Annotated in this window: 13 protein-coding genes and 2 pseudogenes; 3 read left to right on the forward strand and 12 right to left on the reverse strand. The window is 62.8% G+C overall.

Annotated elements, in window-relative coordinates:
• A pseudogene (locus AC1D1S_RS13590) lies at positions 1-129 on the reverse strand (recombinase family protein); the annotation flags it as partial.
• A gap of 167 nt (positions 130-296) precedes the next feature.
• Here AC1D1S_RS13590 and bioB point away from each other — a divergent pair.
• Positions 297-1322: a biotin synthase BioB gene (gene bioB / locus AC1D1S_RS13595; RefSeq protein WP_243178495.1), complete on the forward strand. Its 1026-nt coding sequence runs from the start codon at positions 297-299 to the stop codon at positions 1320-1322.
• Positions 1319-1579 (forward strand): biotin synthase auxiliary protein BsaP, encoded by a 261-nt coding sequence (gene bsaP / locus AC1D1S_RS13600; protein WP_476994702.1) that lies wholly within the window; start codon positions 1319-1321, stop codon positions 1577-1579. Before bioB ends, bsaP begins: the two co-directional genes overlap by 4 nt.
• Before the next feature lie 743 nt (positions 1580-2322).
• Here the strand turns inward: bsaP and AC1D1S_RS13605 are convergent.
• From AC1D1S_RS13605 to AC1D1S_RS13635, 7 genes are all read right to left on the reverse strand, one after another.
• The gene (locus AC1D1S_RS13605) at positions 2323-3858 is read right to left on the reverse strand and encodes a glycoside hydrolase family 32 protein (RefSeq protein WP_476994703.1); all 1536 of its coding nucleotides are present in this window, start codon (positions 3856-3858) and stop codon (positions 2323-2325) included.
• A complete protein-coding gene (locus AC1D1S_RS13610; RefSeq protein ID WP_476994704.1) occupies positions 3851-4804 on the reverse strand; it encodes a carbohydrate kinase family protein in 954 nt (317 codons plus the stop codon). The genes AC1D1S_RS13605 and AC1D1S_RS13610 overlap by 8 nt, the downstream gene beginning before the upstream one ends.
• A gap of 49 nt (positions 4805-4853) precedes the next feature.
• Positions 4854-5945: a LacI family DNA-binding transcriptional regulator gene (locus tag AC1D1S_RS13615; RefSeq protein ID WP_476994705.1), complete on the reverse strand. Its 1092-nt coding sequence runs from the start codon at positions 5943-5945 to the stop codon at positions 4854-4856.
• Positions 5946-6005: 60 nt separating this feature from the next.
• On the reverse strand, positions 6006-7430 hold the full coding sequence (locus tag AC1D1S_RS13620) for a right-handed parallel beta-helix repeat-containing protein (protein ID WP_243178499.1): 1425 nt from the start codon (positions 7428-7430) through the stop codon (positions 6006-6008).
• A 27-nt stretch (positions 7431-7457) separates the two neighbouring features.
• Positions 7458-8288: a carbohydrate ABC transporter permease gene (locus AC1D1S_RS13625; protein ID WP_308197232.1), complete on the reverse strand. Its 831-nt coding sequence runs from the start codon at positions 8286-8288 to the stop codon at positions 7458-7460.
• 227 nt (positions 8289-8515) lie between these two features.
• The gene (locus tag AC1D1S_RS13630) at positions 8516-9403 is read right to left on the reverse strand and encodes a carbohydrate ABC transporter permease (RefSeq protein ID WP_243178500.1); all 888 of its coding nucleotides are present in this window, start codon (positions 9401-9403) and stop codon (positions 8516-8518) included.
• 64 nt (positions 9404-9467) lie between these two features.
• On the reverse strand, positions 9468-10748 hold the full coding sequence (locus tag AC1D1S_RS13635; RefSeq protein ID WP_243178502.1) for an ABC transporter substrate-binding protein: 1281 nt from the start codon (positions 10746-10748) through the stop codon (positions 9468-9470).
• Between the two features lie 346 nt (positions 10749-11094).
• On the opposite strand from AC1D1S_RS13635, the gene AC1D1S_RS13640 reads away from it, so the two are divergent.
• Positions 11095-11286 (forward strand): hypothetical protein, encoded by a 192-nt coding sequence (locus AC1D1S_RS13640; RefSeq protein ID WP_243178504.1) that lies wholly within the window; start codon positions 11095-11097, stop codon positions 11284-11286.
• A 197-nt stretch (positions 11287-11483) separates the two neighbouring features.
• Here AC1D1S_RS13640 and AC1D1S_RS13645 read toward each other — a convergent pair.
• The 4 genes and pseudogenes from AC1D1S_RS13645 to AC1D1S_RS13660 all read right to left on the reverse strand — a co-directional run.
• Positions 11484-11865: pseudogene (locus tag AC1D1S_RS13645) on the reverse strand (recombinase family protein); the annotation flags it as partial.
• Positions 11866-12139: 274 nt separating this feature from the next.
• Positions 12140-12778, reverse strand: a complete 639-nt coding sequence (locus AC1D1S_RS13650) for a DinB family protein (protein WP_243178505.1) — start codon at positions 12776-12778, stop codon at positions 12140-12142.
• Positions 12779-12900: 122 nt separating this feature from the next.
• Complete coding sequence (locus tag AC1D1S_RS13655; protein WP_476946639.1) at positions 12901-13269, reverse strand: VOC family protein; 369 nt, start codon at positions 13267-13269, stop codon at positions 12901-12903.
• A 78-nt stretch (positions 13270-13347) separates the two neighbouring features.
• Positions 13348-13626 (reverse strand): MepB family protein (locus AC1D1S_RS13660; RefSeq protein WP_476994706.1); only part of this gene is annotated, 279 nt, incomplete at its 5' end.

Here is a 13626-nt window from a genome sequence, read left to right on the forward strand (position 1 = left end):
CCTGACACCCTTCCGGGTGAGCTTCTGCACCAGGGACCGCAGGTCGTCCAGGTTCCGGGCGAGCCGGTCCATGCTGTGCACGCCCAGGGTGTCACCGTCACGAATGAAGCGCAAGAGCTCCTCAAGCTGTCTGGGGTCGGAACAAACCCACGGGTGCACGCCGACTTATGAAATATACGATCGGGACCAATCCGGCAGCCGCCTGCTTGTAGACACCCGACAAAATCCTGCCGCCATTGGAAAACTAGCGTCTGCTTGGAGGAATATCCGCAGCTAATCAGCGCAAAGGACGATCAATGACGATGCAGGAAGATCCGGCGACCACCGGGTATGAGATTCTCGAAACCGCCCGCCGGCAGGTCCTCGAGGAAGGACGCGGGCTGACGCAGGAGCAGCTGGTGGAGGTTTTGCGCCTGCCCGATGTTGCCCTTCCGGCGGCGCTGCAGCTGGCCCATGAGGTCAGGCTCAGGCATTGCGGCGAGGACGTGGAGGTTGAGGGCATCGTCTCCATCAAGACCGGCGGCTGTCCCGAGGACTGCCACTTCTGCAGCCAGTCCGGCCTGTTCGACTCCCCCGTACGCGGCGTGTGGCTGGACATCCCGGAACTGGTCAAGGCGGCCAAGGAAACGGCCGCCACCGGAGCCACCGAGTTCTGCATCGTGGCGGCGGTCCGCGGACCCGACATCAAACTGATGAACCAGATCAAATTCGCAATCGACCGCATCAACGAAGAAGTGGAGATCAACATCGCCTGCTCGCTGGGCATGCTCACTCAGCGCCAGGTCGACCAGCTCAAAGAATGGGGCGTGCACCGCTACAACCACAACCTCGAAACCGCACGCAGCTACTTCCCCGAGGTAGTCACCACCCACAGCTACGAAGAACGGCTTGAGACCTGCAACATGGTCAAGGCCGCCGGGATGGAACTGTGCTGCGGTGCCCTCATTGGTATGGGCGAATCCATCGAGCAGCGCGCAGAACTCGCCGCCCAGCTGGCAGCCCTGGAACCGCATGAGGTCCCGCTGAACTTCCTGAACCCCCGGCCCGGGACACCGCTGGAAAACCAGGGCATCATGGACGGCAAGGACGCCCTCCGGGCGATCGCCGCGTTCCGCCTGGCGATGCCCCGCACCGTGCTGCGCTACGCCGGCGGCCGGGAACTGACCCTCGGGGACCTCGGCACCCGCGAAGGCCTCATGGGCGGCATCAACGCCGTCATCGTCGGCAACTACCTCACCACCCTGGGCCGTCCCGCGGACGCTGACCTGAACCTGCTGGTCGAGCTGAACATGCCCATCAAGGAACTCCAGAAGACACTATGAACCGGGCTTCGACGAGCTCAACCACCGGCGATGCAGCGAGCTCAACCACCGACTCCACCCCTAACTTTTGCGGCCACTGCGGCGAGCCGGACGACGGCGGCCCCCGGCCGCCGTCGGACCCTCACCTTCCCTGCCGGGAACTCCTGGTACTGGAACCCCCGCGTTATTGCGCCGCCTGCGGGCGGCGGATGAAGGTCCAGGTCACACTGTCGGGCTGGAGCGCGGAGTGCTCCCGCCACGGGGTTCTGGTCCGATGACGCAGGGTTCGGCGCAGATGGGCCTGATCCGGCGAGACCGCGCACGCCTGTGGCACCCTTATGCCCCGGCGTCCCCGGATCTTCCGTTGTGGGAGGTCGAGGCGGCCAGCTCTCCCCCACGCCGCCGAAAAACAAGGAGTCCGGAGAAAAAATCTTCAAGAAATCCCTGCAGGTCATGTCGTCAGCAGGACCGCGCGACATGAATAGGTACAGGACCAACCACGCCCAGCACAACCAGCCAGAAAGGAGACCCGGATGACCCCACTTCCCAGCAGGCGGAGGACTCACCAGCCACGGCTCTGAACCCGCCACCCAAATAACCGAACAGGTCACCGCGGCGGCCATGCACCAGCCGCGACAAGCGTCAGAGGGACCCACTCCGGTCGACGTACACCCGTTAAAGCAAAAACCCCTCTGACGAGGGGGTTGCTGTGCCCGAGGTGGGACTCGAACTGCATTCCCTCCCTGGCAAACACTGGACTCCCGCGGAAACGTGCGGAATCCGGCCCGATCCGACCACTGTACGACCCGATCCGGGCCGGCCTGTGGAAGTACCTCTCCGGGGTGGGGGCCGGGACGTCCCCATGCCCTCGGCACCGGACTTTCCAGGGCAACAGTAGGCTCAGAAAATGATTGGACGAGTAGATGAGGTCCCAGTGGATTGCCAAAGCCCGGCCGCACTTGCGGACTTCTGGTCCTCGGTCCTCAGTGGCGAACCAGTGCACTGCAGTGCGGGGCTGTCATTAGGACAAGGCCGTGACGGCCAGTCTCCGAACAATGGCCGTGCCGCCCTCCACGCACACGTCGGTGCCCAGGTTCCCGGACAGGGGGAAGACCAGATCGCTCAGGACCACCCTGCCGTCTTGGGCGAAGACCTCCACCGAGCACTGGTCGACGACGACGCTGAGCCTTAGTACACCGTCGTCGAGCTTCATGGGCGCTGACTCCGCCGAGGCGAACTTTCCGTGGAAGGCGGTGTTTCCGGAGTTGCGGCGATCCAGGGTGAGCCGGCTCGTAGCGGCATCGAAGCTGAGAACCGTTGCGGCGCTCCCGCCCGATCCGCCGAGAAGCCTGAAAGCAACGGTCCGGGCCGTGCCGGGCAGGATCTCGGCCTCGATCAGCTGGGCTGATCCGGGCGCCGCGGCGGGCAGTTGCACCAGGGAGTCGTGAAGTTTCAGGTCGTGGATGGTGCCGGCCGGCTCCCCACAGTCCAACGGCAGCACCGGGCGCTGCACCAGGCGCGGCAAACCGTCGACCGTCCCGAGTTCGACCTCGCGGGCAAGCGACATCCCGGAGCGCCACGGGGACGTGGGCAAAGAGTTGGCATAGTCCCAGTTGTTCATCCAGCCGATCATGATGCGGCGGTTCTCCGGGGCGTTGCTGAAGGAGACAGCGGCATAGTAGTCACGTCCCCAGTCGAGCCACAGGCAGTATCTGAGATCCGTGGTCCCGTCGGCATCCGCTGGAACAAGTGAATCAGAGTCGGCGGTGAACTGCACCCCATCGAAGTCGCCGACGAAGTACTGCCCTCCGGAGCCGCCGGCCACGGCACCCGGGTTGATATTGACCACCAAGACCCACTTGACGTTGTCCGGGTCTCCGTCGACGGGGAGCGGGAACAGGTCGGGGCATTCCCATTCGCCTCCTGTGGCGTTTGCGGGGCCGAAGGTGCTCAGGTATTCCCAGTCCTTGAGGTTGGCCGAGCGGTACAGCACAACCTGCTGGTGCTGGGCCTCCACCGCCACCATGACCCAGCAGGAACCGGCCGGTACCTCGTAGCGGAACACCTTGGGGTCCCGGAAATGGGCCGAGCCGCGGCCAAGMACCGGGTTGCCAGCGTATTTGCTCCACGTCATGCCGGTGTCCGTGGAGAACGCGAGAGACTGTGCTTGGGTCCCCTGGTGCACCGAGCMTTCCTTGAAGGCGCTCGTGTAGATGGCCACGAGTGCCGGATCTTCCACGGTGCCGAATCCCGAGGTATTGCCGTGGTCCACCACGATACTGCCGGAAAAGACGTCTTCTTCCTCGTCGCAGGCGATGGCAACCGGGTGTTCGGTCCAGTGCAGAAGGTCGGTTGAGGTGGCGTGTCCCCAGGACATGTTGCCCCAGACGTTGTCGAAGGGGTTGTTTTGGTAGAAGAGGTGGTAGACGCCCTGGTGCCACACGAGTCCGTTGGGGTCGTTCAGCCACGTGTTCTTGGCTGTGTAGTGAAGTATCGGCCGGATGTTGGGGGCGGTGTCTTCGGCGGGGCCGGCAGGGTGCGTTGTTGTTTCAGTCATGGCAGTTCTTTCGGGAGGTTTGGGCCAGTTCCAGGGATCGGGTCAGTTCTGCCCGTGTTGGCGGGTTCGCTCCGTGCCGTCCGACGGTTATGGCCGCAGCGAGCGAGGCGGCTGTTCCCAGGCGGGTGAGTTTGCCGTAGCCGAAATCGTCCTCGGGGTCCTCGATGAGGCCCTCGATAAGCGATGACATGTAAGAGTCGCCTGCGCCGACAGTGTCTTTGACGACCACTGGCGAGGCCGGCACTTCGATCTCGGCGGCATTCGACCGCAGATAGGATCCGGATGCGCCATCCGTGATGATTGCCAGTTCTGTCCCGAGATCAAGCAGCCGCCGCGCGATGTCGTGAGGGGACGTGCCGGGGTAGAGCCACTGGGCATCGTCCGTACTGAGCTTCACGACCGTAGCCAGGGCAACTGTGTGTTCGAAGGTCCTGAGCGCTTCAGCGTGGCTGTGGAGCAGTGTCGGGCGGATGTTGGGGTCGTACGTGATCAAGCAGCGGCGGGAGAACAGTTCCAGCAAGGACCGGACTTGGGTTGCTCCGGGTTCCATGAAGGAGGCCAGTGACCCCGTGTGCAGCACCTTCGGGAGGAACGTGGGGCTGATTTGGGGGAGGTTCCATTCGAAGTCGAATTCGTACTCTGCGGAACCACTGCTGTCCAGAAGCGCCCGGGCAGTGGATGTGCGGTTGAGGTGTTCGGCTCCCGGAAGCAGGCGTACTCCTGCGGTGGCCAGGTGCCGTTGGATGCTCTTGCTGCGTTCATCTCTGCCCAGCGCGGTGAGGAATGCGGTGCTGACGCCTAGCCGACCGAGTCCGAACGCGACGTTCATACCCGATCCGCCTGGAAACTCGATGGGCCCTGCGGCGGTGTCAATGATGTCGATTATGGCCTCGCCGACGACGACGACATCCGTTTCAGGGCAGGGGGGAACTGGGGTGCTGTGCATTTGAGGTCCTTGGAGGGTTGTGCGCGTCTTTTACTGGACGCGCTCGAGGTCAGGTGTTGGCGTGTGTAGACGAGTCCGGTGCCGCTCTGCTGGCAGCGTCCGTATGTTTTGGGGAGGCGACGGAATCGCGAAGGACCATGGGACAGGCAAGAGTGGTCGGGTGAGCGGCGAACAGGTGCAGGTCGGTTTTTCCCTCGATGGCGTCGATCAGGTTTTCGGTTGCCCATGCGCCCATTTCGTAGTGGGGCAGGGCGACGGTTGTCAGTGCGGGGTAGAGGTTTTCGGCGATGAGTTGTTGGTTGTCGAAACCGACGAAGGAAATGTCGTCCGGAATCCTAAGACCAAGTTCACCGGCGGCCCGGTACGCCCCCATGGCCATGCGGTCGTTGTAGCAGAACACGGCCGTGGGCCGGTTCGGGGGTTTCAGGAGKCGCAGCGCCGCCTGGTAACCCCCGGAAACTTCCGAGCGCTCGGACTGGACCAGTTCTGCGTGGAACGGCAGCCCGGCATCTGCCAGCGTGTCCTTGAAGGCCCTGAGCCGGGAGTGAGTTGCTGGCACGTCGTCGGTGTTGTTGAGCATGCCGATCCGGGTGTGCCCGGCGTCGATCAGGGTTTGCACGGCTGACCGTGCACCRCCGATTTCGTCGGGGATAACGGAGGAAACAGTTTGGCTGATGTCTTCGGAGTCCACCAGGACTGCCGGGAGTCCGACGAGGTTCTTGGGGACGGCCAGTTTGCGGTGATACATCGTGGCGTACAGAATGCCGTCTACCTGCCGGTCCAGCAGATCCGCCACATCACTTTCCCTGGAATCCTGGGAGCTGGTGCTGGTGGAGTTGATGATCATGATGTTGTATCCGCGGGCCCGCGCCGTTTCCTCGGCCCCGAGGATGATCCTGCCTGCGTGGGGGGTGGTGGCGATTTCCTCGCTGATGAACCCGATCATCCCGGAGCGTTGGGTGCGCAGGGCCTGGGCGAGCCGGTTGGGCCCGTAACCCAGCCGTTGGGCCGCTTCGTGGACCCGTTCCCTCGTCTCCACCCCCACCCGGGCGTAGGCAACGTCATTGAGGACGTGGGAGACCGTCGTGACAGAGACGCCGGCTGCGGCTGCCACGTCCTTGATGCCAACCGACTTGTTCATTTGTCTCCCACGTCCTTATGTTGATGCTGATTCTACGTCCGGGTAATTGCTTAGTGCGTTTTATTCGTCCCAGGGGCCGGATGGCGATCCCCGGGGGTCTCGCCGGGCCTGAGCCGGATACTGGTCCACAAGTGCATGTGCCGCCTCGACACCGATCGTGGGTGTGGCCCTAAAGGCGTTAACAGCCCTGTCTGCGATAACTTGGGCGTCACTTCCGGAATCAAGGATCGTATTCCGCGCTGATTCGGAATCGACCATGACGGCCGTAACGGCGAGGCCGTCCGAAGCCTCGGTCGTCAACAGAGCGTCCACCTGAGCCGAGAAGCAGGAGTCACTTGACTTGGAGTGAACGTCCATCGCCACCACGTGGTTGTTGGAGACGAAGTTGCCAACCCCCGCCATCAGCCGGATGATGACAGGCGTCGCACCTGTCGGCCGGATGCTCTGTGAGTCGATGATCTGGGAGAAGTGGTTGCCGACGACAGAGTTGTTGCTGCCGCTGACACAGAGAAGTCCGTTGAGGTCATTCAGTCCGTTGTCGACTCCCAGGAAGGGCGTCCAGGGCTCATGGTCACGCAGGAAGTGGTTCGTGGCCACGAGGTTTTCCGAACTATTCGCTTCGAGAATCAGCATCCCAGGGTAGAACGAATGCAAACGGTTGTTGGTGATGCTTGAACGCGTGACGCCGTTGAGATGGACGCTGCTCGCCCCGCGGGGGAAGACGTTGTTCGCGGTTATCAGGAGCCCGCCGTGGTTCTCGGCGTAGATCGAGTGACCCTTGAAGCCTGCTCCGACCAGGTTGTCGGTGATCTTTGATGCCTGTCCCCACCCGCGCAGCTCGATGCAGCTTCCGCATTCAGCGATGAAGTTGTCGTGAACGGAAAGAGCGTCCGCGTTGTAGATGGTGAGGGCGTTTTCAAGGTAGACGAACCCCATGCCGGTTACGCGGAATGAGTCATTGGCGTTCGCGACATAGATACCGGTCTTGCCGTTGACGTAGGTGTTCTCCGGATGCATCCCCGAGCCGTCCGAGTTGAAGTGCAACCCGTCGATGCAGAAGTTGGAGAACTCGACCGAGCTGATCCGCGGACTCCCGCTTCGCTCAACGTAGAAGGCGGCTCCCTTGGATTCCTCCCCGTCTCCGCCGAGGGGAATGTCGACGAGAATGCGACTCCCTCCGGGCCACAGCTCATGCAAGTCGGGCCATTCGTCTTCGGGAACGTTGAACCGGATGCTCGACGACGTAAAGCCGTGTCCCGACCCATGGATCCTGAGGAAGCTGACGTCGATCACCACCTGCGTACGAAGGTGGTAGTCCCCGGGCGGAATGTAGATCACCGCGCCTGGCTTTCCTCCGTTATTCGCATCGGTGACCGTCTGCCGGTCTTTGATGTCAGCGATGATGCTGTTGATTACTTCACCGACGTCCTCGGACGGATTGCCGACGGGCCACGTAGTCACGTCGTAGCAGTTGTTGCTTGACATAGGTTCTTCCCTTTGTGCTGTGGTTTCTCAGCCCTTGACGGCGCCGAGCGTCATGCCTGCGACGATCTTGCGCTGCAGGAGAAGTGTGAGGAGGATGACCGGAATCGAGTAGACGGCGGCCAGCGCCGTCATGGATCCCCAGTCGAGTCCGAACTGGGTCTGGAAATTCGCGATAACCACGGGGGTGGTCTGGGAACGGACCGCGGTCATCAGGAGGGCGAAGAGGAACTCGTTCCAGGAGGCCAGGAAGGCGAAGATCGCGGTGACTGCGATGCCGCCGGAGACCACCGGGATGACCACCCGCCAGAGGGCGCCGAGCCTGCTGCACCCGTCCACTGTGGCCGCCTCTTCAAGGTCATTGGGAACTGCCTCGAAGAAGCTGGACATGAGCCAGATGGACAGTGGCAGCGAGATGGTGGTGTGCGCGATGGACAGCGCGATCGGGGTGTCCGCGAGTCCCGCAGAGGACATCATCGATGCCAACGGGATGCCGATGGCGACCGGCGGGACCATCCGTGTGACCAGTGCGGCCATGATGAACACCCGGCCACTCGGTGTCTTGTAGCGGGTGATCCCGTACGCCGCGGGAACCGCCAGGACCAGGGACAGCAGGGTGCTGATGATGGCGGTCTGGGCGCTGTTGATGAACGAGGCCAGAACTCCGCTGCGGCCCAGGGCGTTGGTGTAGTTCTCCAGCGTCCATTCCTTGGGAAGGATGGTGGGCGGCACCGCGATGGTGTCGATCGGCGCCTTGAAGGAAGTGAACAGCAGGTAGAGGAACGGGAATCCGTAGAGGACCATCGCCGCTGCAAGGATGATCCACAGCAGGGTGCGGGTGCTGCGTCTGCCGGCTTCCAGGCCTTCGGCGTGGTGATTTCTACGGCGGGGACGACCCGTGCCCGAGACTGCCGAAGTGGGCGTCGCCGGCTCGACCGTCAGGGCTCCGGTGGGGGCAGCACCGGCAGTGGCACCGGACGCCTTGGTGCCGGTGGCCGGGATGGCCGAGACGGCGCCTGCGGGCCGGGGGCGGTAGGCCACCGCCTCAGCGGCAAAACTGTCGTTGATGGGGGTTTCGGCGGTGCTCATCAGTTGTCCTTCCCTGGGCGCCAGATGGTCGCGACGGCGAAGAACGCGACGCCGAGCATGGCCAGCAGGTAGATGGTGCCCATGGCGCTGGCCAGTCCTGGATCGCCGAAGCGGATCATGGTGCGGTAGATCAGCAGGCTCATGGTTTCGGAGGCGGACTGCGGGCCGCCGTTGGTCTGGATCAGGATGGTGTCAAAGGCCCTGGCTGCGTCGATGCCGCGCACAACCAATGCCACTGCGATGACTGGGCGCAGGAGCGGCAGGATGATGCTGCAGAGCAGGGTTGGGGCCTTGGCGCCGTCGAGCCGGGCCGCCTCGATGAGGTCGCCGGGGATGTTCTGGAGGCCGGCGAAGAGAATGAGGCACATGAAGGAGGTGGTAAGCCAGATATCCGGGACGGCCACGGAAAACAGCACGATGTCCGGGTTGGAGAGCCAGCCGATCTGGTTGGGGTTCTGCAGGATTCCCGCCTGGTGCAGGAGGGTGCCGATGAGCCCGAAGTTGTCGATCATCAGGAATTTCCACAGCAGGCCGGCGACGATGGGCGCGATCATCAGCGGGTAAAGGAACACCGTCCGCCAGACCTCGGATTTCCGGCCAAGGGCCGTGAACAGAAGGGCCATTCCCAGCCCGAGGGCGAACTCAAGGGCGACCACCACGAGGGTGTAGGCCAGGGTGCGCCAGCCGGCGCCCATGAATGCTTCGGAGGCGAAGGCGCGGATGTAGTTGTCCAGGCCGACGAAGTCGCGGGGGCCCCCGGCGATCGGGGAGATCTTGAAGAGGCTGTCTGCCACGAGGCGGAACAGCGGGTAGGCCACAAATACTGTCAGGAACAGGGCCGCCGGCGCCATGAGGTACAGGGCGAAGCGGCGATCGGAGATACGCACGGTTTTCTCTTCCGATGGTTGGGGCCGCGGCCGGCACTAGTGTTTCGGTGCCGGCCGCGGAGTCTTACTTGAGGAGGTCCTGGATCTGCTTTTTCGCGTCGGCCAGGAGAGTTGCGGAGTCGCCGCCGGCTACGGCCTTTTGCAGCATGGGAACCAAGACGGTGTCCACTATCTGCTGCCATTTGGCAGTGGCAGGGCGCGTGGCCGTTGCCTGGCCCTTGAGGGTCTCGATAAGCGGCTTGAAGCTCTCGTAGCCGGGCTTGTCCTGGTACTTCTCGAAGGCCGAGATGCGGGAGGCCAGGCCGAGGCTGGATTCGATGCCCAGGTCGTTATGGTCATAGGCGCACTTGACGAACTTCTTGGCAGCGTCGCTGTTCTTGGTTGCCTTGGGCACAGAGAGGTACCAGGGGCCGGGAACACCGGCAACACCGGCGGAGCCGCCGATCATCGGAGCGGCGCCGACCTTGCCCGCGACCGGGGAATCCTTGGGGATCTGGCGGTAGGCGTGGGCCCAGAACCGGGTCATCGCGGTCTTGCCCTGGTTGAACAGGTTCTGCGCTGCTGCCCAGTCGACCTGAGCGGCGCCGGGAGGGGCGGACTTGACCAGGCTGGTGTAGAAGTCGAGCGCGTCCTTGTGCGCGGCGTTGTCGATCACAACGTTGTTGTTCGCATCGAGGACCATCGGGGAACCGGCCTGGAGGACATGGGCCAGCCATTCGGTTTCGACGCCGCCCTTCACGTCTGTGCCGTACATGCCGTCCTTGGTGAAGAATTCGGAGATGTCCTGGTATTGCTTCCACGTAGTCGGAGCGGCGAGGTCGTAACCGAACTTGGCCTTGAAGTCGGTCTTGTTCTTGGCGTCCTCGAAGAGGTCCTTGCGGTACAGGATGATTTCGGAGTTGGTCCAGGCCGGCATGCCGATAAAGTGCCCGTCCACGTTCGCTTCCTTCACGAGCGCGGGGAAGATGTCCTTCTTCGCCTCGTCGGTGAAGAGCTCGTCGATGGGCTGGACGGCGTCCTTGAAGCTGGGAAGCCAGACGGAGTCCAGCGCGGCGACGTCGAAGGAGACGTTGCCGGAGGAGAACTCGCTGGAGAGCCTGTTGAACATGCCGTCGTAAGGAAGTTCGACGAAGTTGACGTTGATGCCTGTATCTTTCGTGCACTGTTCGGCGACGCCTGTCAGTTCGGCGTGGCCACCGGCCTCGACGAGGACGTTGACGGTGCTCGCGGCGCTACCCGACGTCGCAGCCGGGCCCCCCGCCCCGCAGGCGGTTGCTGCCAGGAGCACCGCGGTGGACAGCCCGCCAAGGGCGGCGATCCGGGAAATCGTGATTCGAGAGGACATCGCTGTCGACTCCCTTTCTTTTGAGCGGAATCTACGGTTGGGGTGGAGCTGGGAAACTTCAAGTCTCAGTGAAAAACCGTTTTGCCAAATCGACTTGGCATCACATTAGGGGCGGCGACGGATGCGTGTCAAGCATCACATCGAAATCCTGCGGACCCTTGACGACGCTATGGCAGCCGCCATACCGTAGCCCACAGCCGATGGGCAAATCGTTTTGGCAGATTTTGGCAAAATGCCGCATATTGTGCGCCCCGAAGACCACCCTGGCGTTCGGGCCCTTTTCCAACCTTCGCACGCCCGGTTGGGGACCCTAGGGTCCTCTCGTCACCAATTCAAAGGAGAACAGATGAAACCCATCCCGGACGTCAGCCGCAGGAGCGTGCTGCGGGCCTTCACGGTGTCCGTAGCAGTAGCAGGCACCGCCTTCGCCATGGCATCCACCGGCAGCCCCGCCACCGCAGCACCCACACAGATGGCCGCAACGCCTGACGCCGGCCAGCGGCCGTTGGGGCACCGTCACCTGATCGGTGTCCTCTAGAAGCACCCAAACGTTCAGTCCCCCAACGATGTGAGGAGAACCAGCTTTGACCACCGTCTACGACGTCACCACCTGGAGCGTGCCAGGGAATCCCCCGGCTACCCCGTACAACGACATCGGGCTCCTCATCAACAGCATCATCGCTGACATCAAGAGCCAGCAGACCAGTCAGGCATCCAAGCCCGGCGCCGTCATCTACGCGCCCGGATCAGATCTGCCTCAAACTCGGCCACCATTCAGGACGTTGAACAGCAGCCGGCCTACGGGGTCAGTCGGATCGTGGGTGCTGCCGCCGAGACTGAGGACTACCCCTTTGGCCGTCAGCTCGTCAGCTATACCCCGGGCATCGGAAAGGGAACGCGCCAAACGGTCCAGCTTGGTCACCACCAGCGTACCGCCGGCTCGGCATGCCGCCATCGCTTCACGGAGTCCAGGGCGAACCCGGTTAGATCCCGTCAGTCCGTGATCGACGAAGATCTGCTTCTCTTCAACACCAAGGGCAAGGAGAGCGTTTCGTTGGCCGGTTAGGTCTTGGTCGTTTGTCGAGACTCTGGCGTAACCGATCTTCATTCCAGTCATGAGGAACAGGGTTGCAGTAATCCCCCCGTCACCGTGCATTTGATCGTGCGGGTCTTACGTACATGGCCTAGGCCAGTAACTGCAAGGGACGTGCGGCAAGTTTCCTGGGCACGGTGATCGACCGGCTTGCGGGCACTATGCACCGATGCGGACGTAATCCTCTTTATCATCTCGTGCACGAGATGACGTTAAATTATGACGCGGGACACATTCATGGAATTGCCGACTTCGTAGAGACTCCGCCAGCTGAGCTGTCCGCGGTGCGCGCTCGCCGCTACTGAGCGTGGTGAACGTAGAGGTCGCGGAGCAGCGCGATCTCGGCTCCGTGGTGCAGGATCTCCTGGTTCTCCCACCACACGATCGACGGAAACGTCTCCTCGGCATCGCTGCCGTATGGGTAGCTGCTTAGCCCGGTCCGGTCATAGTCGGACTCATCGACACTGAGTAGTACCCGGCGCCAGTCGGCTGCGGCCTGACGGAACCTCTCGATAGCGCCGGCTGCATCTGGTCGTGATTCGTACGTCGCTCGATCGAACGTTCGGTCGCCCCCGAGGTGGTTGGATCGGCCCAACAGCGTTTCGGAGATGTGGTCAAGCCGCCAGGCGATCGTCGTGAGGGGCGGAGGCCACGGACTTTCGGGGGCGCCGTCTCGCCCCCACTCACCCGCGCCGATGAGCTTGATGGCGCCCGGTCCGGGCCCATCGGCGCGCCTCCGTACAGACCAGCACGCGTCGACCGGTTCCCAGAGGTACTCGGCGTCCGTCAGTACCGGTACGTCGACATCGCTGTCATCACCCGAGTTGCTGGTGGGCCCGGCGAGGCGAGTGAGAAGTCGTTCCGTCGCCCAGTCGTACTGCTCGAGCAGTGGCTTGAGGCGCTCGTTGGTCATCATGGCATGTAGCCTATACTCCACGAGATGCCGTTAGGCGCCTACGCGCGGTCGATGTTCGTACTTCGGAGCATCCGCTGGCTGTCCACGACCAAGTGCCCGCCAAGGGATCCGCTGACGGGCGCCCCCGTGGTCTGTCCGAACTTTCAACTGTCGGTACTGGCCTTATTTCGGGCTCCCAGAACGCAGAACTCGTTGCCTTCTGGATCCTCAAGTACAGTCCACGGCCGCTCGCCTTGACCAACATCGACCCTGCGGGCACCCAGAGCGACCATCCGCTCGACCTCGGCCGCTGGATCGTCCGGCCGAAAATCGAGGTGAAGACGATTCTTTGTTACCTTCGAATCTGCCACCGGCACGAAGACCAACCCTGGCAACCGGTCCGGTGCAGAACGAATTTCGAACTCATCGTCAGCTTCCAAAGTCACGACCCAACCCAAAGCTTTGGCCCACCAAAGTCCAAGCTCGGCCGGTCGTGCCGAATCGACAATTACTTGTTCCCATTCAAGACTCATGCGTTCCACTCTACTGAGCCGGACCCCTGCCCGGTGAAGAATCCCTGCGGTCACCAGGGCGTCCGCTGAACCACCGGCTTACGGGCGCCGTTGAAGGGCACGATCGTTTTCAGTTACGGTCGGCGACGCGTTACTCGGAGAAAGCTCGGAGAACGCAGCCCCCTGCGCRCGCTGAGTGCGTGACGCTTGAGGATTCAGGTCGGTGCACCATGCGGGATAGACGCGGAAACCGCGCTTGCCAGGATGCAGCTCGGAGCTGACGCATCCGAGCGAGATCAGGTGCGCCGTGGTGAATTGGAAGACCCCGAACCGTTCCTGCTCCTCTGCGAAGACGAGCAGTCCAGACATCGACTCGTC

The sequence above is a fragment of the Arthrobacter sp. P1_A5 genome, assembly GCF_056406825.1.